This is a genomic window from Arthrobacter sp. NPDC080073 (genome assembly GCF_040686575.1).
GTDB lineage: Bacteria > Actinomycetota > Actinomycetes > Actinomycetales > Micrococcaceae > Arthrobacter.
On sequence record NZ_JBFBKR010000011.1, the window covers coordinates 1 to 20955 of the forward strand.

Annotated in this window: 23 protein-coding genes; 7 read left to right on the forward strand and 16 right to left on the reverse strand. The window is 63.9% G+C overall.

Going from position 1 to position 20955, the window contains the following annotated elements; translation table 11 throughout:
* Positions 1-211 precede the first annotated feature (211 nt).
* Together AB0O52_RS13520 and AB0O52_RS13525 are read right to left on the reverse strand one after the other, a co-directional pair.
* Positions 212-1411 (reverse strand): amidohydrolase, encoded by a 1200-nt coding sequence (locus AB0O52_RS13520; protein WP_284981096.1) that lies wholly within the window; start codon positions 1409-1411, stop codon positions 212-214.
* Between the two features lie 89 nt (positions 1412-1500).
* The gene (locus AB0O52_RS13525; protein WP_364538325.1) at positions 1501-2634 is read right to left on the reverse strand and encodes a sugar phosphate nucleotidyltransferase; all 1134 of its coding nucleotides are present in this window, start codon (positions 2632-2634) and stop codon (positions 1501-1503) included.
* A 238-nt stretch (positions 2635-2872) separates the two neighbouring features.
* On the opposite strand from AB0O52_RS13525, the gene sdhC reads away from it, so the two are divergent.
* From sdhC to AB0O52_RS13550, 5 genes are all read left to right on the forward strand, one after another.
* Positions 2873-3253 carry a succinate dehydrogenase, cytochrome b556 subunit gene (gene sdhC / locus AB0O52_RS13530; protein ID WP_078105987.1) on the forward strand — a complete coding sequence of 127 codons (381 nt, stop codon included), beginning with the start codon at positions 2873-2875 and terminating at the stop codon, positions 3251-3253.
* Positions 3254-3256: 3 nt separating this feature from the next.
* Complete coding sequence (locus AB0O52_RS13535; protein WP_364538327.1) at positions 3257-3751, forward strand: succinate dehydrogenase hydrophobic membrane anchor subunit; 495 nt, start codon at positions 3257-3259, stop codon at positions 3749-3751.
* Positions 3752-3843: 92 nt separating this feature from the next.
* Positions 3844-5643: a succinate dehydrogenase flavoprotein subunit gene (gene sdhA, locus AB0O52_RS13540; protein WP_364538329.1), complete on the forward strand. Its 1800-nt coding sequence runs from the start codon at positions 3844-3846 to the stop codon at positions 5641-5643.
* Between the two features lies 1 nt (position 5644).
* Positions 5645-6427 (forward strand): succinate dehydrogenase iron-sulfur subunit, encoded by a 783-nt coding sequence (locus AB0O52_RS13545; RefSeq protein ID WP_078105990.1) that lies wholly within the window; start codon positions 5645-5647, stop codon positions 6425-6427.
* A gap of 121 nt (positions 6428-6548) precedes the next feature.
* Positions 6549-7313 (forward strand): alpha/beta fold hydrolase, encoded by a 765-nt coding sequence (locus AB0O52_RS13550; RefSeq protein ID WP_364538331.1) that lies wholly within the window; start codon positions 6549-6551, stop codon positions 7311-7313.
* A gap of 3 nt (positions 7314-7316) precedes the next feature.
* On the opposite strand, the gene AB0O52_RS13555 is transcribed toward AB0O52_RS13550, so the two are convergent.
* The 14 genes from AB0O52_RS13555 to glyA all read right to left on the reverse strand — a co-directional run bounded on the left by AB0O52_RS13555 (position 7317) and on the right by glyA (position 18997).
* The gene (locus AB0O52_RS13555; RefSeq protein ID WP_364538595.1) at positions 7317-8273 is read right to left on the reverse strand and encodes a YihY/virulence factor BrkB family protein; all 957 of its coding nucleotides are present in this window, start codon (positions 8271-8273) and stop codon (positions 7317-7319) included.
* An 82-nt stretch (positions 8274-8355) separates the two neighbouring features.
* A complete protein-coding gene (locus tag AB0O52_RS13560) occupies positions 8356-9045 on the reverse strand; it encodes a 2'-5' RNA ligase family protein (protein WP_364538333.1) in 690 nt (229 codons plus the stop codon).
* Positions 9046-9049: 4 nt separating this feature from the next.
* Positions 9050-10141, reverse strand: coding sequence for a tryptophan--tRNA ligase (gene trpS / locus AB0O52_RS13565; protein ID WP_364538335.1), 1092 nt, complete (start codon positions 10139-10141; stop codon positions 9050-9052).
* A 19-nt stretch (positions 10142-10160) separates the two neighbouring features.
* Positions 10161-10994 carry an exodeoxyribonuclease III gene (locus AB0O52_RS13570; protein ID WP_364538337.1) on the reverse strand — a complete coding sequence of 278 codons (834 nt, stop codon included), beginning with the start codon at positions 10992-10994 and terminating at the stop codon, positions 10161-10163.
* A gap of 10 nt (positions 10995-11004) precedes the next feature.
* Complete coding sequence (locus AB0O52_RS13575; protein WP_364538339.1) at positions 11005-11577, reverse strand: hypothetical protein; 573 nt, start codon at positions 11575-11577, stop codon at positions 11005-11007.
* 67 nt (positions 11578-11644) lie between these two features.
* On the reverse strand, positions 11645-12478 hold the full coding sequence (locus AB0O52_RS13580; protein WP_364538341.1) for an ABC transporter permease: 834 nt from the start codon (positions 12476-12478) through the stop codon (positions 11645-11647).
* Complete coding sequence (locus AB0O52_RS13585; RefSeq protein WP_364538343.1) at positions 12475-13296, reverse strand: ABC transporter permease; 822 nt, start codon at positions 13294-13296, stop codon at positions 12475-12477. Before AB0O52_RS13585 ends, AB0O52_RS13580 begins: the two co-directional genes overlap by 4 nt.
* Positions 13289-14218, reverse strand: coding sequence for an ATP-binding cassette domain-containing protein (locus AB0O52_RS13590; protein WP_364538345.1), 930 nt, complete (start codon positions 14216-14218; stop codon positions 13289-13291). The genes AB0O52_RS13585 and AB0O52_RS13590 overlap by 8 nt, the downstream gene beginning before the upstream one ends.
* A gap of 232 nt (positions 14219-14450) precedes the next feature.
* Positions 14451-14540, reverse strand: a complete 90-nt coding sequence (locus AB0O52_RS13595; RefSeq protein WP_364538347.1) for an SHOCT domain-containing protein — start codon at positions 14538-14540, stop codon at positions 14451-14453.
* 24 nt (positions 14541-14564) lie between these two features.
* Positions 14565-14750, reverse strand: coding sequence for a hypothetical protein (locus tag AB0O52_RS13600; RefSeq protein WP_364538349.1), 186 nt, complete (start codon positions 14748-14750; stop codon positions 14565-14567).
* A 133-nt stretch (positions 14751-14883) separates the two neighbouring features.
* Positions 14884-15549 (reverse strand): response regulator transcription factor, encoded by a 666-nt coding sequence (locus tag AB0O52_RS13605; RefSeq protein ID WP_364538351.1) that lies wholly within the window; start codon positions 15547-15549, stop codon positions 14884-14886.
* Complete coding sequence (locus tag AB0O52_RS13610; RefSeq protein ID WP_364538353.1) at positions 15546-16676, reverse strand: sensor histidine kinase; 1131 nt, start codon at positions 16674-16676, stop codon at positions 15546-15548. Before AB0O52_RS13610 ends, AB0O52_RS13605 begins: the two co-directional genes overlap by 4 nt.
* 102 nt (positions 16677-16778) lie before the next feature.
* A complete protein-coding gene (locus tag AB0O52_RS13615; RefSeq protein ID WP_364538355.1) occupies positions 16779-17690 on the reverse strand; it encodes a bifunctional methylenetetrahydrofolate dehydrogenase/methenyltetrahydrofolate cyclohydrolase in 912 nt (303 codons plus the stop codon).
* 8 nt (positions 17691-17698) lie between these two features.
* Entirely contained in the window at positions 17699-18997 is a 1299-nt protein-coding gene (gene glyA / locus AB0O52_RS13620) for a serine hydroxymethyltransferase (protein ID WP_236818388.1), read from the reverse strand.
* A 227-nt stretch (positions 18998-19224) separates the two neighbouring features.
* Between glyA and purU the strand changes: the two genes are divergently transcribed.
* Both purU and AB0O52_RS13630 read left to right on the forward strand, forming a co-directional pair.
* Entirely contained in the window at positions 19225-20085 is an 861-nt protein-coding gene (purU, locus tag AB0O52_RS13625; protein ID WP_364538357.1) for a formyltetrahydrofolate deformylase, read from the forward strand.
* A gap of 116 nt (positions 20086-20201) precedes the next feature.
* Positions 20202-20873 carry a class I SAM-dependent methyltransferase gene (locus AB0O52_RS13630; protein WP_364538359.1) on the forward strand — a complete coding sequence of 224 codons (672 nt, stop codon included), beginning with the start codon at positions 20202-20204 and terminating at the stop codon, positions 20871-20873.
* Positions 20874-20955 lie beyond the last annotated feature (82 nt).

Consider the following 20955-nt stretch of genomic DNA (forward strand, 5'->3'; position numbering starts at 1 on the left):
CGGACGTCGAGGCAAGCCACACCTTCCTCGTCCCGTGCGGCTGCAAATAATACTCATGCATGAACTCACGGATCTCTTCCCGCGTAAAACCCTTGGTATCAACGGCCATCGCCGGCTCCTTCAATCAACAGGTAATGAATGACTCACAACCAGCTTGACGAAGAGGGAGCGACCGCCGATTGGACGATATAAGTGAGCGGGCGTCGCGGTTTCAGAGATCCCGGATGGTTCGCAGCGCGGCGGCGGCCAGGACCTGGATCGCGAAGCCGAGGGCACGCTCGTCGACGATGAAGTCACCGCGGTGGAGATCGTATTCCTCGCCGCCGGGCGTGTGGGTCCCGAGCCGCATCATGGCACCGGGCAGGTCGGCCAGGAACCAGGCAAAGTCCTCGCCACCCATGGACTGGGGCGTCAGGACGACGGCGTGCTCGCCGAGTTCCGCGCGGGCCGCGGCCTCGATGATGGCAGTCTCGTGTTCCGAGTTGACCACGGGAGGGACGCCTCGGGTGTGCTCGAGGTGCACGTCCACACCATACGGCGCGGCAACCTGCTGGACGACGTCGTCGAGCAACTCCCCTGCGCTATGCCAAGCGTCCCTGTCGAGGCAACGCATGGTGCCGGCCATGTAGCCGTTGGCCGGGATCGCGTTGGGTGCCGAACCTGCCGCGATCTGGCCCCACACCACCGAAACGCCGCTGCGCACATCCACGCGACGGGACAGGACGGCCGGGACGTTGACGGCGATTTGGGCCAGCGCAAAGACCAGGTCTTCGGTCAAATGCGGTCGGGAAGTATGGCCGCCACGTCCGGTCAGTTCGATTTTGATGGTGTCCGAGGCCGAAGTGATGGCGCCGATGCGCGTGCCGATCTTGCCGACGTTGATCCGCGGATCGCAGTGCAGCGCCAGAATCCGCGGGACGCCCTGGAGCACGCCCTGCTCGATGCAGGACAGGGCACCGCCGGGCATGGTTTCCTCTGCCGGCTGGAAGATGATGCGCACCGTGCCGCCCAAAGGGGACTCCTGGTGCATGGCATGCAGCACCAAGGCAATGCCAAGCATGCTCGTGGTGTGGACGTCATGCCCGCAAGCGTGGGTGACACCGTGGTTCTTCGACGCGAATGGAAGGCCCGTCTCTTCGATGATGGGGAGGGCGTCGATGTCTCCGCGCAAGGCAGTGGCGATGGGCCCCTCGCCGACGTCGACCGTCAGGCCCGATCCTTCCAGCCGGCGGGGTTCAAGTCCTGCCGCTTCGAGCCGTTCAACCAACTTGTCCGTGGTGCGAAATTCCTTGAAGGAAAGCTCGGGGTGCGCATGCAGATCCCTCCGGAATTCAATGAGTTCCGGCAGGAGATCGTCAAGCCACGGCTTCACCACTGGGGTCGGCTCGGTTTCGGTAGTGAAATTGCGCACCTCACAACTCTAGTCATCCGCGCCCTCCGAATAGCGAAAGGGGTCTCTTGGTTACGGACAGTGCCGCAAGCGGGCGCTAGAGAACTGGCCTAGAGAACGTCGGTGTCCCCGCTGGCCTTGAGTGCGTCCACTGCACCTTTGACCCGCTGGGCATGCTCCTTCGTGGTGACAAGCAGCGCGTCCGGCGTATCGACGATCACAACGTCCTTGATCCCGATAAGGGCGATCACGCGCTTGGTGTCGGAGACAACCACGCCGCTGGCGTTCTCGGTGAAGACACGGGCGCCTTCGCCGAGGACCGTCACTTCATCGACGTCGCCGGCATTGTTGAGGCGACCGATCGCGGCGAAGTCTCCGACGTCGTCCCAGCGGAAGGTACCGGGCACGACGGCGACATCCCCCGCCGCTGCGGCGGGTTCCGCCACGGCATAGTCAATGGCAATCTTCGGCAGCGTGGGCCACACCCGAGCGGTCACTTCATCGCGCTCCGGGGTGTCCCAGGCGTCGGCGATTTCCTGCAGCCCTGCAAACAAGACCGGCTGGTTTGCCTCCAGGTGCTTGAGCATGAGTGCAACGGGGGCGACGAACATGCCGGCATTCCAGACGTAGTCGCCCGTTTCGAGGTACTTATTGGCGATGTCCTCGCTCGGCTTCTCGACGAATTCGACCACAGCGTGCGCGTTCGGTGCGTCGTCGATATTGAGCAAATCGCCGGTGCGGATGTAACCGAACCCGGTCGACGGGTGCGTGGGCTTGATGCCGATGGTGACGATTTTTCCGGCAGCCGCAGTGTGGATGGCCTCGCGGACCGTTTCCTGAAAGAGGTTGTCCGGGCTGATGACATGGTCGGCGGCGAAGGAGCCCATGATGGTGTCCGGGTCGCGACGGTAAAGGATGGCGGCGGCGAGGCCGATCGCTGCTCCCGAGTCCTTCGGTTCGCTTTCGAGGACCAGTTCGTCGTCGCCCACTTCGGGAAGCTGGCGGCAGACAGCAACCCGGTGCGCCACACCCGTAACCACGAGCACGCGGTTGCCGGCCAGGGGTTCGAGACGGTCGTAGGTAGCCCGTAGAAGGGTGCTTCCCGAACCCGTGAGGTCATGTAGGAATTTGGGCGCGGCCGCACGCGAAAGCGGCCACAGGCGCGTGCCCACTCCGCCGGCCGGAATAACCGCATGGAAGTGACGCAGGGGCGGTTCGGGGCTTGCAGCGTTTTCTATACTCACCGCAACACCTTATCGGACACCCGCGCAAGTCCCACTTTGTGGTCTTCGTCTCACCCTCGCGGCGAAAAGACCGGAATTCAGGCGAACACCAGCGCTCTCGTTACAAAAAGGGGTACCTAAATTGAATAAGCTGTGAGCGAAGCCTAGATTTAGGCTGAGCTACGAGTGCTCTCGCGGCTGGCGTTCCCCCCGCATGGATCCCGTGCAAGCGCCGCTGTGTTGCAGGAAGGTTTATTCAGTGCCGACAAAACCAGCTGGCACCTTGTACCGCGGCCGTGAAGGCATGTGGTCCTGGGTTGGACACCGCATTACCGGTGTTGTGATCTTTTTCTTCTTGTTGGTCCATGTGCTGGACACCTCATTGGTGCGTGTGTCCCCGGAGGCCTACACGGCCGTTATCGGCGCCTACAAGAACCCCCTCATGGCCCTGGGCGAAACGGGCCTCGTCGCAGCGATCGTTTTCCACGCCTTCAATGGCCTGCGCGTTATCGCCATTGACTTCTGGAAGAAGGGCGCAAAGTACCAGCGCCAGATGCTGTGGACCGTCCTGGTACTGTGGCTGGTCGTTTTCGGGGCCTTCGCCATCCGCCACCTGTCCCTCGCACTGGGAGGCCACTAAGCCATGAGCACTGACATTCAAACTCCGCGCAGCGGAAAAAACGGCAGTGGAAAAATCGGCAGCGGGAAGATTGCACCGCAGTACCGTCGCGGCACAGGTTCCAAAGGGAACTTCGAGATGTTCGCGTGGTTGTTCATGCGGCTCTCCGGCGTCGTGCTCGTGGTCCTGATCTTCGGCCACCTCTTTGTGAACCTCATGGTGGGCGAGGGCATCCACGGCATCGACTTCGGCTTCGTTGCCGGCAAGTGGGCCGACCCGTTCTGGCAGTTCTGGGACCTGGCCATGCTGTGGCTCGCCATGCTGCACGGCACCAACGGCGTTCGCACCATCATCAACGACTACGCCGAGAAGGACGCCACCCGCCTGTGGCTCAAGGTGATCCTTTACGCGGCTACAGTCGCCATCGTCGTCCTTGGCACGCTGGTGATTTTCACGTTCAACCCGTGCCCCGTCGCCAACGGCGTTCAGCTGCCGGGCGGGTTCTGCCCGGCGCCGTAGCGGCTCCGCCGCACCACCGGCTAGTCCGGCGGTGCACAAAACGCGGAGCAGGCTCCGCCGACCATCTGACTTAGAGAGAAAGAGCATCTGGTATGCAGGTCCATAAGTACGACGTCGTTATTGTCGGTGCCGGCGGCGCCGGCATGCGCGCCGCGATCGAATCCGGTCAGCGCGCACGCACCGCAGTACTGACCAAGCTCTACCCCACCCGTTCCCACACTGGCGCGGCCCAGGGCGGCATGTGTGCAGCTCTGGCCAACGTCGAAGAGGACAACTGGGAGTGGCACACATTCGACACCGTCAAGGGTGGCGACTACCTGGTTGACCAGGATGCAGCCGAGGTCATGGCGAAGGAAGCCATCGACGCCGTGCTGGACCTGGAGAAGATGGGCTTGCCGTTCAACCGCACGCCCGAAGGCCGCATTGACCAGCGCCGTTTCGGTGGCCACACCCGTGACCACGGCAAGGCTCCAGTCCGCCGCGCCTGCTACGCGGCAGACCGCACCGGCCACATGATCCTGCAGACGCTGTACCAAAACTGCGTCAAGCACAACGTTGAGTTCTACAACGAGTACTACGTCCTGGACCTGCTGACCGTCGAGGAAGACGCCGTCCGCGAAGACGGAACGCCGTACAAGCAGAAGCGCATTGCCGGCGTCGTGTCCTACGACCTCGCCTCCGGCGAACTGCACGTCTTCCAGGCCAAGTCCGTGGTGTTCGCCTCGGGCGGCGCAGGAAAGGTCTTCAAGACCACCTCCAACGCCCACACCCTGACCGGTGACGGCATGGGCATCGCTTTCCGCCGCGGAATCCCGTTGGAGGACATGGAGTTCTTCCAGTTCCACCCGACCGGTCTCGCAGGCCTGGGCATCCTCCTCTCGGAAGCTGCCCGCGGCGAGGGCGCGATCCTTCGCAACTCCGAGGGTGAGCGTTTCATGGAACGCTACGCCCCCACCATCAAGGACCTCGCTCCCCGCGACATCGTGGCCCGTTCCATGGCGAACGAAGTCCGCGAAGGACGCGGCTGCGGGCCGAACAAGGACTACGTCCTCCTCGATCTCACGCACCTTGAGCCCGCCCACATTGACGCGAAGCTTCCTGACATCACCGAATTCGCGCGCACGTACCTCGGCGTCGAACCGTACACGGAACCGGTACCGGTGTTCCCGACGGCGCACTACGCCATGGGCGGCATCCCCACCAACATCACCACCGAGGTCCTGCAGGACAACGACACCATCGTGCCGGGCCTGTACGCGGCCGGCGAAGTTGCTTGTGTCTCCGTCCACGGCTCCAACCGTTTGGGTACCAACTCGCTGCTGGACATCAACGTCTTTGGCAAGCGGGCGGGTATTGCTGCCGCCGAATACGCCAAGACGGCTGACTTCGTGGAGCTCCCGGAAGACCCGGAGGCTTACACGCTGGACCTGCTGAACCACGTCCGCACTTCCGACGGCGGCGAAAGGGTTGCCGCGATCCGCAAGGAACTGCAGGACACCATGGATGCCAACATGCAGGTGTTCCGTACCGCGGACACCTTGAACCAGGTGCTCAAGGACATCGCGTCCCTCGAAGAGCGCTACCAGCGCATCAGCGTCCAGGACAAGGGAAAGCGCTTCAACCTTGATCTGCTCGAAGCGGTGGAACTGGGCTTCCTGCTGGAACTGGCCAAAGTCATGACGGTTGCCGCCCTGCACCGCGAGGAGTCCCGTGGAGGCCACTTCCGGGAGGACTTCCCGGAGCGCGACGACGAAAATTTCATGAAGCACTCCATGGCGTATAAGGATGAGCACGCCCCAGCGGACGGATCTGCGGAAGCAATCGCGGGCATCCGACTCGGCACCAAGCCTGTTGTCTTTACACGCTACGAGCCGATGGTGAGGAAGTACTAAGATGTCTGCTGAACTTGCTGAGCCAGCATCCAAGATCGAGCTGCCCGCGCACATTGGTGGGGGTGGGGAAATTCCCACCTTCAACATCACTTTGCGCGTGCGACGCTACAACCCTGAGGTCTCGGAAGAGCCCGTATGGGAAGACCACCAGCTGACGATGTACGGCACCGACCGCGTGCTGGACGCCCTGCACAAGATCAAGTGGGAAATCGATGGCTCGCTGTCCTTCCGCCGTTCCTGTGCACACGGCGTGTGTGGCTCCGACGCGATGCGCATCAACGGCCGTAACCGCCTCGCATGCAAGACCCTGCTGAAGGACCTGGACACTTCCAAGCCCATCACCGTTGAACCGATCAAGGGCCTCCCGGTGGAGAAAGACCTGATCGTGGACATGGAGCCGTTCTTCCAGTCCTTCCGCGAGGTCATGCCGTTCCTGATCAACAAGGGCCACGAGCCCACCAAGGAACGCCTGCAGTCGGTGGAGGACCGTGAACGGTTCGACGACACCACCAAATGCATCCTGTGCGCTGCCTGCACGTCGTCCTGCCCCGTGTTCTGGACGGACGGCCAGTACTTCGGCCCGGCCGCCATCGTGAACGCGCACCGTTTCATCTTCGATTCCCGCGACGATGCCGGTGACATGCGCTTGGAAATCCTCAACGACAAGGAAGGCGTCTGGCGCTGCCGCACCACCTTCAACTGCTCGGAGGCTTGCCCGCGTGGTATCCAGGTGACCCAGGCCATCGCCGAGGTCAAGCAAGCCATCCTGGCACGCAAGATCTAGTCGAGAATTCAGAAATACGACGACGACGGCGCCGCCCACCGCTCTGGTGAGGGGCGCCGTCGTCGTTGTTTAAGAGTCGCCCGGGAAGGCCGGGCAACTCGCCTAACGAAAGGCGGACAAGGTGTCCAAATCCGTGAAGATCAGATTCGAAGGCAGCACCGGAGATCTCCTGGCAGGGATCGTGGACGTTCCTGAGGGCCCGGTCCGGGGCTGGGGCGTGTTCTCCCATGGTTTGACCCTCGGCAAGGACAGCCCCTCTGCCTCGCGGATCTGCAAGGGCCTGGCGGACCTTGGAGTCGGCATGCTTCGCTTCGACAACCTTGGACTGGGCGACTCCGCCGGCGAATGGTCCGCCGGATCGTTCAGCGTCAAAGTGGCGGACACCATCCGCGCCGCAGAGTTCATGCGGGCCGATGACAAGAAAATCTCCCTGCTGGTGGGCCACTCCTTCGGTGGAGCGGCTGTGCTGGCGGCCGCCCTCAGCCTGCCCGAGGTGCGTGCCGTTGCGACTGTGGGCGCCCCGTTCGAGCCCAAGCACGTGGAGCATATGTTCGACGCCGAAGTGAGCACGATCCTCAGCGAAGGCAGCGCCGAGGTCAACCTGGGCGGCAGGCGCATGGAGGTGCGCCGGCACTTTGTGGAAGACGTGGAGAAGGCCGACCTCAGGGACTGCATCCGTACCCTGCACAGGCCCCTTATGGTGCTCCACTCCCCCACAGACAACACCGTAGGCATCGACAATGCCAGCGAGATCTTCCAAACGGCGCGGCATCCGCGGAGCTTCATCTCGCTCGAAGGCAGTGACCACCTCTTGACGGGCAAAGGACAAGCCGCCCGGGTGGCAGGGATCATCTCGGCCTGGGCCGGGCAGTACCTCGGCGACTAGGCTTTACTTGGCTTTCTCGGGGAATGCTTTAGCCGGGAACGAGTGCGGCGACGGGTGCCGTGATCCGAGGGCCGGCTTGGGGTGCTCGTGCGCGCCGGTATCCGCTTCCCTGATGGCCGCCCACGAGGCGGAGACCAAGTAGACCTGACTGACCAGGTTGAACCAGATGAGAAGCCCGATGATGATGGCAAATGAGGCCAGGATGGGGTTCCGTCCGGCATTCGCCAGCAACTCCGTGCTGAAGATCTGGAGGATGGTGGTCCCGACACCGGCCAGCACCGTTCCTTCCAGGAACGCTTGGCGGCGAAGTTTAAGGCGGGCTGCGAAGCGGAACATGATGACCGCCGTCGCCCAGTTGAGGACCAGTGGAACGGCTGTGCGGACGAGCCAGGTGACGGGGCCGGCAACGGCGTCGGCCAAGCCGAGCCGTTCGATGATCCATCCGGCCGCTGTCCCGAACACGAGCGAGACACCGGCGCTGACCACCAAGGCTGCGCCGAGCAGCAGGAGGGTACCGGCGTCGCGGGCCTTCATCAGCAGAGGATTCTCTTGCACGGGCTCAAGCCCGCAGACTCCGCGAAGACCCTCCCGGATCCCCGCGATCCAGCCGAGCGCGGTAAATACCGTGACGACGGCGGCGATGGCAGCCGTCCAGCCGAGGCCCGTGGGGTTCAGGAGATCATGCGGATCCACCAGGCCGTTGCCTCCGTTGGTTTTCAGGAGCCCCGGGGCCGCCGTGGCAACGCTTGAGACGATTGAATCAACCAGTTGGGGCTGCCCGTTGAGGACCAAGCCGGTCACGGCGAATCCCGTGGCCAGCAGGCCCGTGATAGAGAAGAACATGGTGAAGCCTATGCCGGCGCTCAACAGCGGACCGTGGCGCAGGTTGTAGAGGTTGAAGGCGCGCATGGGCCGGAAGTTGCTCAGCCGGGCGAGGGCGAGGTTGATGAACGCCGGTATTGACGCGCTTCTGTTGCCTGAGCGCCGGGCTTTACCCCATTCGACCTGACGGTGAATGAGCTGCAGCTTCAGCTGCGCCCCGTCAGTCGGCAGTGGTGGCGTTTCCGCCTGCCGGTCGTTGTGCTGTGCTTTTCCGTGATTGGTCTGCGTCGCCGCCAAAGTCGAGCTCTTCCCGTAGCTGCCAAATGCCGTTGTCATCGTGCTCGTAAAGTCCCATGCTAACCACCGGGAAGGTGGCGGTGTAGTTCTTCAGCACCGTTTCGGCCTCGTCCAGGCTTTCGGGAGCGACGTCGTGGGCTACCGTCACGTGTGGGTGGTAGGGGAAAGGAAGATCGCGTTCCAGGGGGCCGGTCTGCAGTTGTTCGTGCAGGCCCACGCACTCCTCGAAACCGTCTTCGACCTTCAGGAACACCACCGGGGATACCGGCCTGAAGGAACCCGTGCCGGAAATCGTGATCTTGAACGGTGTCTGGCGCCGGGCGACGTCGCGAACATGCTCGAGGGTGGCTTCCCAGTCCTGGGCAGGCGTGGTGGTCACGAGCGTGATGTGGGCCGGGATCACGTCCGCCATGGGGTCACCGAAGGAGGCGCGCCATTGCTTCAGTTCCTGGGCGACTTCCCGGGGGAAACCCAGGATGACCCCCACGCACAGGTTGCCCCCGCACGCGCTGGCAGTCTCGTGTGCGCCCGCGTCCAGGCGGGCGTCAGAGGCCTGGCCGGCTCCCCTTGAAAGGGAGCCGGCCTGCACGCTGAGCTTGGCAGCTGCGCACATGGCTTTAGCGGATTCCTTGTGCTCCGCCGTATGGCAGGAAGCCCACCTTGGCGTAGACGTCGGCGAGCGTGGCCGCGGCTATCTCCCGGGCTTTGTCCGCCCCGTGGGCGAGGAGCCGGTCGAGCTCGGCCGGATCGGCAAGAAGCTCGTTGGCGCGGTCCCGGATCGGCCCGAGGTGGGTTGCAACGAGTTCAGCGAGGTCGACCTTCAGGTGGCCGTACATCTTGCCTTCGTAGTCCGCCACGATTTTCTCCACCGGCTGGCCGCTGATGGACGAGTAGATGCTCAGCAGGTTCGATACCCCTGGCTTGGTTTCGCGGTCGAAGCGGATTTCCGTCTCTGTGTCCGTGACTGCCGACTTGATGCGTTTGGCCGTGATCTTCGGGTCGTCGAGCAGGTTGATCAGGCCGGCCGGAGACTCCGCGGACTTGGACATCTTGGCCGTGGGGTTCTGGAGATCGTAGATCTTGGCCGTTTCCTTCTGGATGAAGGCCTGCGGCACCTGGAACGTCTCCCCGTAGCGGCTGTTGAAACGCTGGGCGAGGTCGCGGCTGAGTTCAATGTGCTGGCGCTGGTCTTCGCCTACGGGTACCCCGTGCGGCTGGTACAGCAGGATGTCCGCTGCCTGCAGGATCGGGTACGTGAAGAGCCCGACGCTCGCGTGGTCGGAACCGTGTTGCAGCGACTTGTCCTTGAACTGGATCATGCGCGAGGCCTCGCCGAAGCCTGTGATGCAGCCAAGGACCCACGCCAGCTGGGCGTGCTCAGGAACCTGGGACTGGACGAACAGCGTGCACTTGTTCACGTCTACGCCGCCGGCGATGTACTGCGCAGCGGTGACGCGGGTCCGGCGGGCAAGCTCGGCGGGATCCTGCGGCACCGTAATGGCATGCAGGTCCGGGATGAAGAAGATGGCGTCATATTCGTCCTGCATGCGGACCCAGTTGACCAAGGCACCAAGGTAGTTGCCCAGGTGGAGGGAGTCAGCAGAGGGCTGCATGCCGGAGAGCACGCGGTGCTTTGCTCCGGCGGCCAGTTTGGTGGATGTTGCCTTGGCTGCGGCTGCAGCGGGTTCGGTCGTTGTGGAACTGGTCATGAGGAAAACTTTCGAAAGCCTAGAGCTGGTAGTCGACTACCAGCGGTGCGTGGTCGGAGAAACGGGTGTCCCACGAAGGCGCCCGGTCGACGACGGCCGAAAGTGCGGCTGCCGCGAGTCCAGGAGTGGCCAAGTGGTAGTCGATGCGCCAGCCCGTGTCAGTGTCAAAGGCCTTACCGCGCTGGGACCACCAGGTGTAGGGGCCATCGACATTTCCTGCCAGGCCCCTGTGGACATCCCTCCATCCGATCTCGTCGCCGAAGAAGCGGTCGAAGTACGCGCGCTCCTCGGGAAGGAAGCCGGCACGCTTGGTGTTGCCCTTCCAATTCTTGATGTCGAGCTCGGTGTGGCCCACGTTGAGGTCGCCGACAACCAGTGCATGCTCGCTGTGCTTGGCAAGTTCCGGAAGCCTCGTGGTCATGACATCCAGGAATCGGTACTTGTCCACCTGCTTGGGCGTGTCCGCTTCGCCGGAGTGCACATAAGCGCTGACGACCGTCAGGGTGGTGTCCTTCCCGGCGCCGTCCCGGACGACGTAGTCGGCCTCGACCCAGCGTCCAGTGGTGGCGAAGTAGTCGTCACCGATGCCCACGCGGGTGGCAACCGGTTCCTGCCGGGAGGCAATCGCAACGCCGGCGCGGCCCTTTGCCTCGGCTTCGGCGTGCAGGATGTACCAGCCTTCGCCTATGAGCTGTTGAACCACCTCGTCGGGCGCGCGGACTTCCTGCAGACACAGGATGTCGACGTCGCGCGGTTCCAGCCACTCGGCCATGCCCTTCTTGTAGGCAGCGCGAATGCCGTTGACGTTGACCGTTGCGATGCGAAGGAAGTCCTTCTTCAATGCCGAGCTCACCCCGCCTACTCTAGTCGATGATGGTGCCCGAGACGGGCTCGTCACCGCCGCCGGAGGACTTGATCATGTCCCGGGCATTGCTCGACGTGATGGCGATGGTCTCCAAGGCGCGGTCTATGGTGTCCTGGTCGGCGGCGTCGCCCTTGGCGCGTTCGTCCTCCACCACGCGTACTTGCACCTGGACGATCTTGAAGGAGTGGTCCAGTTTGAGGTCCCGGATTTCATCGGCTTCGTTCCGTTCCGAGACTACCCGTGTGCCCCCGTGGTCCGCGCTCGACGACGACGGCGCCCGGCCGGTTGCCGCGTTGAAGGCGTTCTGTGCCTCGGTGAGTTTTTCACCGGCGCGCCTGGCGGCCTTCTGGATGCTGAAGACCACGAAGGCGGCGAGCGCAAGCCAGCCGAAGGAGACAACGGCAACGATCCAGCCGACGACGTCGTTATGGTTGGCAGCGAAGATCACAGCCACCAGGAAAGCGATAAGCACCACTGTCATGCCCAGTCCACCGATGCGGAAGCCTTTGAAAGGGCTCCTGGCGGAAGCGGACGAGGGAACAGATGACGGGGAATCGCCGAGGGATCGCATGCACCCATTGTCGCAAACTCCGCGCGGCGAACCGCCCGCTTCCACCCCCGGCGAACAGCCTGTGCGGCTATTTCAGGAAGAGCTTGCGCAACCTTCCGGTGGTGAGTGTGATCCCCAGGGCGATCATCACGAGGTAGTAGGCGATATGGACTGCCGTGGCCGGGCTGAAGGAACCAATGCTGATCTGCCGCAGGAGTTCCACGCCGTGCCACAGCGGCATCGCCTGGATGAGCCACTGGATGTATTGCGGATAGACGCTGAGCGGGTAGAAGGTGGCGCTGAAAAGGAACATCGGCAGCATGAAGAAGTTGATCCAGTCCATCTGTTGGAAGGTCTTCATGAAGCTGGTGATGCCCATGCCGAAACTCGCAAAGCCGAAAGCGATCAGTACCGAGGCCGGGATGACGAGAATGGCCCATGGCGTGGTGAGGAGTCCCATGACAGCCATGACGGCAGTGAACCCCGTGGCGTACAGGAGTCCGCGCAGCAAGGCCAGGAAGATCTCCCCGATGGCTACGTCCAATGGTCCAAGGGAGGTGTAGAGCATTCCCTGGTACAGCTTGGCGAAGTTCATCTTGAAGAAGACGTTCCAGGTGGAGTCATAGACGGCGCCGTTCATTGCGGACACGGCCAGGAGCGCGGGTGCGATATAGGCCGCATAACTGATTTCCTGGCCGCCCGGTCCCGCCACGGTACCCACTATTGGCCCTAGTCCGACGCCCATGGAAATGAGGTACAGGACCGGTTCGAAGAATCCGGACACGAGGATCAACCACGTGCTGCTTTTCGCTGCCATGAGGCCCCGGGACACAACAGCAAGCGCGTTGCGGGAGTACAACGGGCCGAAGGTACGTTCACGGGCAGCGTCAGTGGCGCTGTGGCCCCCGGTCAGAACGCTCATGCCCCCATCCTCCTGACGAACTGGCGCCGCGTCAGCGTCCAACCCGCCGCGGCGGCGCCCACAAGGAACACGACGTGGGTCAGGGTCAACAAGGGATTCTCCTCGAGTCCATAGGTGAAGACGCGGCCCAGTTGCGTTCCGTGCCACACAGGGGAGATCCAACCGATCCAGCGCACCCCAAGAGGCAGGGAATCCAGCGGGAAGAAGGTGCCCGAAAACAGGAACAGCGGCACCACGATGAACCGCTGCACCAACGCGAACTGGCCGGAGTCTTTGGTGATGGTTGAGGCATAGGCCATGAGCGGCAGCCCGAAGGACAAACCGGCCACTGTGGCAACTATCGCCGACACCCAGCCCCACGGACTCGGCGAGGCGCCGAACATGGCCACGATGGCGAAGTACACCACTGATTGCACGAGGAACTTCAAGGCACTTGCCATGATGTGGCCCGCGGCGATCTGCTGCGGTACCAGAGGTGAGGCGTGCGGGCCGTAGAACACGCGGCGCCATTTGAAACCGTCCATGATCGGGTAGGAAAAGTCCCCGGACGCCGTCATGACCGCGGATGAGACTAACAGTGCCGGCGCGATGAAGGTCAAGTAGTTCACGCCACCGAACACTGCCGCACTGTTCGCATCCACAAGGCTCGCCAGCCCGATTCCCATGGCGAACAGATAGGCCACCGGCTGGCCCACGCTGTACAGGAACACGGACCAGCCGTAGCCGCGCATCACCCGCAGGACCTGCTCGGCGTAGAAGAAGGACCCCCAGCGCTTCGCCCGGCTGGCTGAAACGGCCGGCGAGTGGGCGCTAATCAACGAGGCTCCGTCCGGTCAGCCGGAGGAAGACGTCCTCCAGCGAAGAACGCCGCACCAGCGAGGTGAGGGGACGCAGCCGGCGTGCGGAGACTTGCTCCAGGGCCGATTCGCCGTCGTTCGCGTAGATGAGCACCCGGTCCGGAAGCGTCTCGACGCGTTCGCCGATGCCCGCGAGTTCGATGCCGATGGTGGCGTTGCGTTCGGAACCGAAGCGGAGTTCAAGCACCTCGCGCGTGGAATATTCGCGGATCAGGCTCGCCGGCGAGCCTTCGGCCATGATCCTGCCTTTGTCCACCACGATCAGCCGGTCGCAAAGCTGTTCGGCCTCGTCCATGTAGTGCGTGGTGAGGATCAGGGTGACGCCTTGTTCCTTGAGCCGGAACAGCCTGTCCCAAAGGATGTGCCGGGCCTGCGGGTCCAGGCCGGTCGTGGGTTCGTCCAGGAGCAGGATCTTGGGCTCGTTGATGAGCGAGCGGGCAATCGTGAGACGCCGTTTCATGCCGCCCGAGAGGGCATCGACCCTGGACTTGGCTTTGTCCGTCAGCTGGGCGAACTCGAGCAACTCATCGGCCTTGGGACGCAAGTAGCTCAAGGGCAGGCCGAAGTAGCGGCCATAGACAATCAGGTTTTCGCGGACCTTCAGTTCCTCGTCCAGGTTGTCCTGCTGCGGCACCACTCCGAGGTGCGCACGGACTTCAGGACCATGGGTTTCCGGGTCCAGGCCCATGATGCTGAGCTTCCCGGACGTGCGCTGGGAGACTCCGCCGATCATTTTCATGGTGGTCGATTTGCCGGCGCCGTTGGGGCCAAGCAGTCCGAAGGACTCCCCTGCCGGGACCTCGAACGAAATACCGTCGACGGCCGTGAGCTCGCCGTAGCTCTTAGTGAGGTTTTCGGCTGTGATGACTGCGGGTGGGTTCATCTGGGAGCTGGCTGACGTGGAGAAAGATCGGGTGGCTTCATTGTGCACCCCAGCAGACTAGTAGAGCCAAGGAATACGTGAAAGAGGTATTCCGCAATTTTCTGGAGTAACCTGCAGGCACGCCCTGAGCGACATTCTGCTGGATCACTCCAAACCTCAGGCCCTGGAACCGCGTGATTCCAAGGCCTGATGGTTTATCCAGACGAGTGATCCAGCAGAATCCGCCGGCTCCTCACTTTGTCGGATGTGCCCGCAGTACTTCCAGGCGCTGCCGGTACTCGGTCTCGTCGATTTCGCCCCGTGCGTAGCGCTCCCTCAGCACGCTTTCGGCGCCTTGGGTTGCTGCCTAGTATTGGTTCCGGCGCCACATCCGGCGGCCGAAGAAGACGAAGAATCCGATAACGAGGATCCAAAACAGCGGGATCAGGAGGAAAAACGGCCAGAAGACGAATCCGTCCCCCGGTCCATGGACGACGTCGGCGGGAAGCTGCGCGGCCGCGGCGCCGATGGTGGTGCTCAGTGATGTCAACATGTCCAGTCCAAACTCTCAACAGGCCGTATCTCGGCTCTGGTTCCAGTCTGGTTTTTGGCCCATCGAAACGCGTCGGCCACCGGGAGTCACTTGCGCCCCGCCGACTACTCCCCCGGGAGACTGCTGGCCAGGCCTAGCTGCTCCAGCCCGGCCGGACCAATCCGGATTCGTACGCCAGCACCACCAATTGGGCACGGTCCCGGACCAGCAGTTTGGTCATGATCCGTGAAACGTGCGTCTTCGCCGTCAGTGGGGTGATGAACAGCCGCTCAGCGATCTCCGCGTTGTTCAGGCCCTCGCCTACCAGCGCCAGGACTTCCCGTTCGCGATCAGTGATTTGGTCCAGCGGCACTGTCTTCGACGCCGCCCTGCTGTGCAGGGCGAGCTGGGCCATGATGCGGCGGGTCACGGACGGCGAAAGGAGCGCGTCGCCGTCGTGAACTGCCCGCACGGCGCGGATCAGTTCCTCCGGTTCGGTGTCCTTGACGAGGAAGCCCGCGGCACCCGCGCGCACCGCCTCGGCGATGTATTCGTCCAGCTCAAACGTCGTGAGGATGATGATCCGGGTATGTGCGAGGCGGGGGTTGGCCAGGATTTGCCGGGTTGCGGCCAGCCCGTCGCCATCGGGCATGCGGATGTCCATGAGCACGACGTCGGGCGCCTCGCGCTCGGCCAACCTGACGGCATCCCGGCCGGTACCGGCTTCCGCTACCACTTCCATGTCCGGTTCAGCGTCCAGGAGGGCACGGAATCCCGCGCGGATAAGGTTCTGGTCGTCGGCAAGCAGCAAGCGGATCATCGCGGGTGTCCTTCTTGCCCGGCGTTCAGCGGGAGGTTCGCTTCCACACGCAGCCCCGGCTCCAGCGGCATCAGGCCAAGCGTGCCGCCGAGGGCCTCGACGCGCTCCCGCATGCCCCTCAGCCCGTTCCCGGCTGGCGCTCCCCGGAGGCCTCCGCCGTCGTCGTCGACCCTCACCCGCAGCGAGTTCCCCGCCAATTCCAGAAGTACGACGGCGGACGCCGCGCCGGAGTGCCTGCGGACGTTGCTCAGCGCTTCCTGGACGATCCGGTAAGCGGCTTCCTGCTGAGCTGCGCCGATAAGTCCCGGATCGACGGAGTTCCCGAACCGCACCTCCAAGCCGCCGCACCTCGCGTCGTCCACGAGTTCCGGGATCCGCCCCAGACTTGGCGGCGCCGCGGGACTCAGCGGGGCGTCGTCGCGCAGCACCCCGAGAAGCTGACGGACTTCGGCCAGGGACTCCTTGCTTGCGGCCTTGATGGCCTCCAGTGCCGGGCGGAGCTTCTCGGGATCGTTCGTTCCCAGATGGAGTGCCACGGAAGCCTGGACGTTGATCATCGAGAGGGAGTGGGCCACCACATCGTGGATATCGCGGGCGAGCGTGAGACGGTACTCGTCCCGTTCGGCCTGTTTCGCGGCTTCCCGCCGTCGCCGGTATTCGGCCATCCGCTCGCCCCGCCGTCGGAAGCCTTCACCGATCAGGACAAGGATGGCCGCCCAGGCAACACCGGCAGAGGCCCGGACAAGCCCCGTCTCATCCCCGGCGAGGGCAGCCAGCAGAACGACGGCGCCCGCGCAAACACCGGCCCCGACCCAGGCCTGCCAGCGCAGACCCGCGGCAGCGGTCAGGATGATCGAGAGAGCCAAGGACAGCACAATCGGACCCCAGGCGTAACCGAGGAGCAGGTAGATGGACGTGGCCGCAACGGTGATCGGCAGCATGACGGCGGGCCTGCGGGTCCGGAACGCCAGGGCCGCGGGGCCGGCCAACAGCAGCATGAAGGCGAGCGGGTCCAAGGGGCGCAGGACGGCCTGATGGCTCGCCGAAAAGACGGTCCCCAAGACCTGGATCAGGGCCACCGCGATCACGATGAAACTCGTGGGAGGACCCTGGAAACGCCGCTGCATGCTCCGAGCCTAGCCGCGGAGCGCGCCAGCGTCGTCGGGTTAGCGGTGTAGGGTGCCTACTCCCGCGGGAGTAGGCGCCCTACACGCCGATGCGGAGCAAAATCAGGCGACGCCGGAGACGCTTCCCGCTGCCACTTGGCGTTCCGCGGCTTCGACCACGTTGGTCATGAGCAGCGCCACCGTCATCGGACCCACGCCGCCGGGGTTCGGCGAAATCCAGCCGGCCACATCGGCAACGGCGGGGTCGATATCGCCGTGGACCTTGCTCTTGCCCGTCTCGGGGTCGGTTTCACGGGTGACACCGACGTCGAGCACGGCCGCGCCCGGCTTCACGTCGGCAGGCTTGACGATGTGCTTGGCACCCGCTGCGCCTACAATCACGTCCGCCAGCCGCAGCAGCTCCGAGAGGTTCTTGGTGCCGGTGTGCGTCAGCGTGACGGTGGCGTTCACGGCCCGCCGGGTGAGCAGCAGGCCGATCGAGCGGCCGATCGTGACGCCGCGGCCGACCACCACGACGTGCTTGCCGGCGAGGCTGTAGCCGTTGCGCTCCAGGAGCTCGATGACGCCGCGGGGCGTGCACGGGAGCGGCGAGGTGATCTCTCCGTTGACGTTGAGCACCAGCCGGCCCAGGTTGGTCGGGTGCAGGCCGTCGGCATCCTTGGCGGGGTCGATCCGCTCGAGGATGGCGTCGGTGTCCAGGTGCTTGGGCAGCGGCAACTGCACGATGTAACCGTGGCAGGCGGGGTCCGCATTGAGTTCGTCGATGAGGGCCTCAACCTCGGCCTGGGTCGCATCCGCCGGAAGCTCACGCTGGATCGAGTTCATCCCGATCTCCACAGACTGCTTGTGCTTCATGGACACGTAAAGCTGCGAGGCAGGGTCCGCACCCACGAGCACAGTGGCAATGCCCGGAGTTACGCCGCGGGCCTTCAGGGCAGCGACACGCTCAGTCAGCTCGGATTTGATGGCGGCGGCGGCCGCCTTTCCGTCAAGGATCTTCGCGGTCTGCGCCATGGACGGGTTCACCACTGCTCGTGCTGCGGGTACAGCGGGAAGTCAGCGGCGAGCTTGTCGACGCGGGCCTGCAAGGCTTCAACATCGGTAGCGGAGCCGGACTTCAGCGCCGAAGCGATGATTTCGGCAACCTCGGTGAATTCGGTGGCACCGAAGCCGCGGGTGGCCAGGGCAGGGGTACCGATGCGCAGGCCGGAGGTGACCATCGGCGGGCGGGGGTCGAACGGAACGGCGTTGCGGTTGACGGTGATGCCCACCGAGTGCAGGAGGTCTTCGGCCTGCTGGCCGTCCAGCTGCGAGTTGCGCAGGTCCACGAGGACCAGGTGGACGTCGGTGCCGCCCGTCAGCACGGAAACGCCGGCTTCGGCGACGTCGGCCTGGTTGAGGCGGTCGGCGATGATCTTGGCGCCTTCGAGGACGCGCTCCTGGCGCTCCTTGAATTCCTCGCCGGCAGCGATCTTGAAAGCAACGGCCTTGGCGGCGATCACGTGCATGAGCGGGCCGCCCTGCTGGCCCGGGAACACGTTGGAGTTGAGCTTCTTCGCCCATTCCTGCTTGGCGAGGATCACGCCGGAACGGGGGCCGGCCAGCGTCTTGTGCACCGTGGAGGTGACGACGTCGGAGTGCGGCACCGGGCTCGGGTGCAGGCCTGCTGCGACGAGTCCGGCGAAGTGGGCCATGTCCGTCCAGAGGAGCGCACCGACCTCGTCGGCGATGGAACGGAAGGCTGCAAAGTCGAGGTGGCGCGGGTAGGCGGACCAGCCGGCGATGATGACCTGCGGCTTCTCGGCAATGGCCTGTTCGCGGAGCTTGTCCATGTCCACGCGGAAGTTGTCTTCTTCAACCTGGTAGGCAGCTACGTTGTAGAGCTTGCCGGAGAAGTTGAGCTTCATGCCGTGGGTCAGGTGGCCACCGTGGGCCAGGGAAAGGCCGAGGATCTTGTCACCAGGGGTGATCATGGCGGACAGGGCTGCGGCGTTGGCCTGGGCACCCGAGTGCGGCTGTACGTTGGCGTACTCAGCGCCGAAAAGCGCCTTCACACGGTCGATGGCCAGTTGCTCGGCGATGTCCACGTATTCGCAGCCACCGTAGTAGCGGCGGCCCGGGTAGCCTTCGGCGTACTTGTTGGTCAGGACCGAGCCCTGGGCCTCCATGACGGCGCGGGGGGCAAAATTCTCGGAAGCGATCATTTCCAGGGTGCCGCGCTGGCGGCCAAGTTCCTGTTCCAGCACCGCTGCGATCTCGGGGTCGAGTTCGGAAAGCGGCTGGTTGCTGATGGTCGCGGAGGTGATGGTGGTGGTGGTCACGAAGGTCTCCTGGATAAGCAACGGGTATTTCTACAGGTCAGGCTACCGGCTGGGTTTTTTCCATGCCTTTGATTACGGGGCATGGCACAGCGACAGTAAAACGTGACCCTCGGCCCAGGCGTACGATCCGTGGTCTTCATCCATGCCGCTCCCTGGTGGTACACCACCCAACGCCAGTCGCGACGACTTAAACACTACAACAGGTGCGCAACGGTAGGCTTGACCGTGTGACTGACTCCACCCTGCCTGCGTCTTTTGTTGTAACCCTGTCCTGCCCGGACCGGCCCGGAATTGTGTATGCCGTTGCGGGCGCTTTGTTGAAGGCTGGCTGCAACATCGCCGATTCCCAGCAATACGGCAGCCCCAGCACGGGAAACTTCTTCATGCGGGTGGAAGCCACGACGTCCTCGACCCAGGCTGAATTGAGTTCGGCGCTGGCCCCGGTGGCCGAAGAATTCGACATGAAGTGGCAGGTCAACCCCGTCGGCCAGAAGGTCCGTACCCTGATCCTAGGGTCAAAGGACGCGCACTGCCTCAACGATCTGCTCTTCCAGCAACGCTCCGGGACCCTCCCCATCGAGGTGCCGGCCATCGTATCCAACCACCGGGACCTCGAAGGTCTGGCGGAGTTCTACGGGATCCCCTTCCACCACATCCCGGTCACTCCGGACACCAAGGCCCAGGCGGAGGCGAAGCTGCTCGAGCTCATCCACGAGCATGGCATCGAGCTGACCGTCCTGGCGCGCTACATGCAGGTCCTCTCCAACGAGCTCTGCACCGAGCTCAACGGCAAGGCCATCAACATCCACCACTCCTTCCTGCCGTCCTTCAAGGGCGCCAAGCCCTACCACCAGGCGCATGCCCGCGGCGTGAAGATCATCGGGGCCACCGCCCATTACGTCACGGCCGACCTCGACGAGGGCCCGATCATCGAGCAGGAAGTCATCCGGGTGGACCACGCCCGCACAGCCGAGCAATTCGTGCAAATGGGCCGCGACGTCGAGGGCCGCACGCTGGCACAGGCGGTGCAGTGGCACGCCGAGCACCGCGTCCTGCTCGACGGCACCCGCACGGTGGTGTTCAACTAGCGCTCCCGCCGCACCCAACTGTCCCCACCGCCACCCGACTGACTCGCATTAGTTGTCGTTTTGGCGCCTCATAACGACACCTACTGCGAGTCAGTTGGGTGTTCTACGCTGGGTCCATGCAGGGCTTCCCGGACGCCGACCACGAAGCGGACCTCGCCGCGTTCTACGACCGGCAGGCCCCTCTCACACACACCCGCGCCATGACCCCGCGTCGGACGGAATGCCGCGATTGGTTCATTCGCCTGCTGAAGAACGAACACAGGCACTCGCTATTCGAACTCGGCTGCGGCACCGGCGTCGAAGGTTTGGAATTCGTGCGGGCGGGACTGCATTACACGGGCGTTGACCTGTCCGAGGAGAGCATCCACGTCGCCCGAGCCAAAGGGCTCGACGCCAGCGTTGCCAGCGGCCGGTCCTTGCCGTTCGCCGACGCCACGTTCCCGGCCGTGTGGACCATGAGCACCCTCCTGCACGTCCCCAACGCGGTAATCCACGACGTCGTCCGTGAACTCGTGCGGGTCAGCGCGGCTGGTGCGCCAATCGCCGTTGGGCTCTGGTCCGGTGACGATGAAGAAGTCCTCAACCCCGAGGACCAGGACGAGCCGCGGCGGTTCTTCAGCCGCCGCAGCGATGCCGCAGTCCGGAGGATCTTCGGCGCGCACGGCACGGTGGAGCATTTTGAAACCTGGCCTGAGGGAACGGGCGTCGAGTCCGGACCCGGTGCGGGCAATTGGACCCAGCACTACCAGTTCCTGGTCCTCCGGACGCCTTCCGGCCCACCCAACTGACTCGCATTTGTTGTCGTTTTCAGGGCTCATAACGACAACGAATGCGACTTAGTTGGGATGGGTGGACCGGACGCCGTCATCT

Bases quoted from the DNA above. Each gene is read 5' to 3' on its own strand.
- AB0O52_RS13535 (WP_364538327.1), top strand. From the start codon at position 3,257: ATGAGCACTGACATTCAAACTCCGCGCAGCGGAAAAAACGGCAGTGGA.
- sdhA (WP_364538329.1), top strand. From the start codon at position 3,844: ATGCAGGTCCATAAGTACGACGTCGTTATTGTCGGTGCCGGCGGCGCC.
- AB0O52_RS13545 (WP_078105990.1), top strand. From the start codon at position 5,645: ATGTCTGCTGAACTTGCTGAGCCAGCATCCAAGATCGAGCTGCCCGCG.
- AB0O52_RS13560 (WP_364538333.1), bottom strand. From the start codon at position 9,045: ATGTGCGCAGCTGCCAAGCTCAGCGTGCAGGCCGGCTCCCTTTCAAGG.
- trpS (WP_364538335.1), bottom strand. From the start codon at position 10,141: ATGACCAGTTCCACAACGACCGAACCCGCTGCAGCCGCAGCCAAGGCA.
- AB0O52_RS13575 (WP_364538339.1), bottom strand. From the start codon at position 11,577: ATGCGATCCCTCGGCGATTCCCCGTCATCTGTTCCCTCGTCCGCTTCC.
- AB0O52_RS13580 (WP_364538341.1), bottom strand. From the start codon at position 12,478: ATGAGCGTTCTGACCGGGGGCCACAGCGCCACTGACGCTGCCCGTGAA.
- AB0O52_RS13590 (WP_364538345.1), bottom strand. From the start codon at position 14,218: ATGAACCCACCCGCAGTCATCACAGCCGAAAACCTCACTAAGAGCTAC.
- AB0O52_RS13600 (WP_364538349.1), bottom strand. From the start codon at position 14,750: ATGTTGACATCACTGAGCACCACCATCGGCGCCGCGGCCGCGCAGCTT.
- AB0O52_RS13605 (WP_364538351.1), bottom strand. From the start codon at position 15,549: ATGATCCGCTTGCTGCTTGCCGACGACCAGAACCTTATCCGCGCGGGA.
- AB0O52_RS13610 (WP_364538353.1), bottom strand. From the start codon at position 16,676: ATGCAGCGGCGTTTCCAGGGTCCTCCCACGAGTTTCATCGTGATCGCG.
- AB0O52_RS13615 (WP_364538355.1), bottom strand. From the start codon at position 17,690: ATGGCGCAGACCGCGAAGATCCTTGACGGAAAGGCGGCCGCCGCCGCC.
- AB0O52_RS13630 (WP_364538359.1), top strand. From the start codon at position 20,202: ATGCAGGGCTTCCCGGACGCCGACCACGAAGCGGACCTCGCCGCGTTC.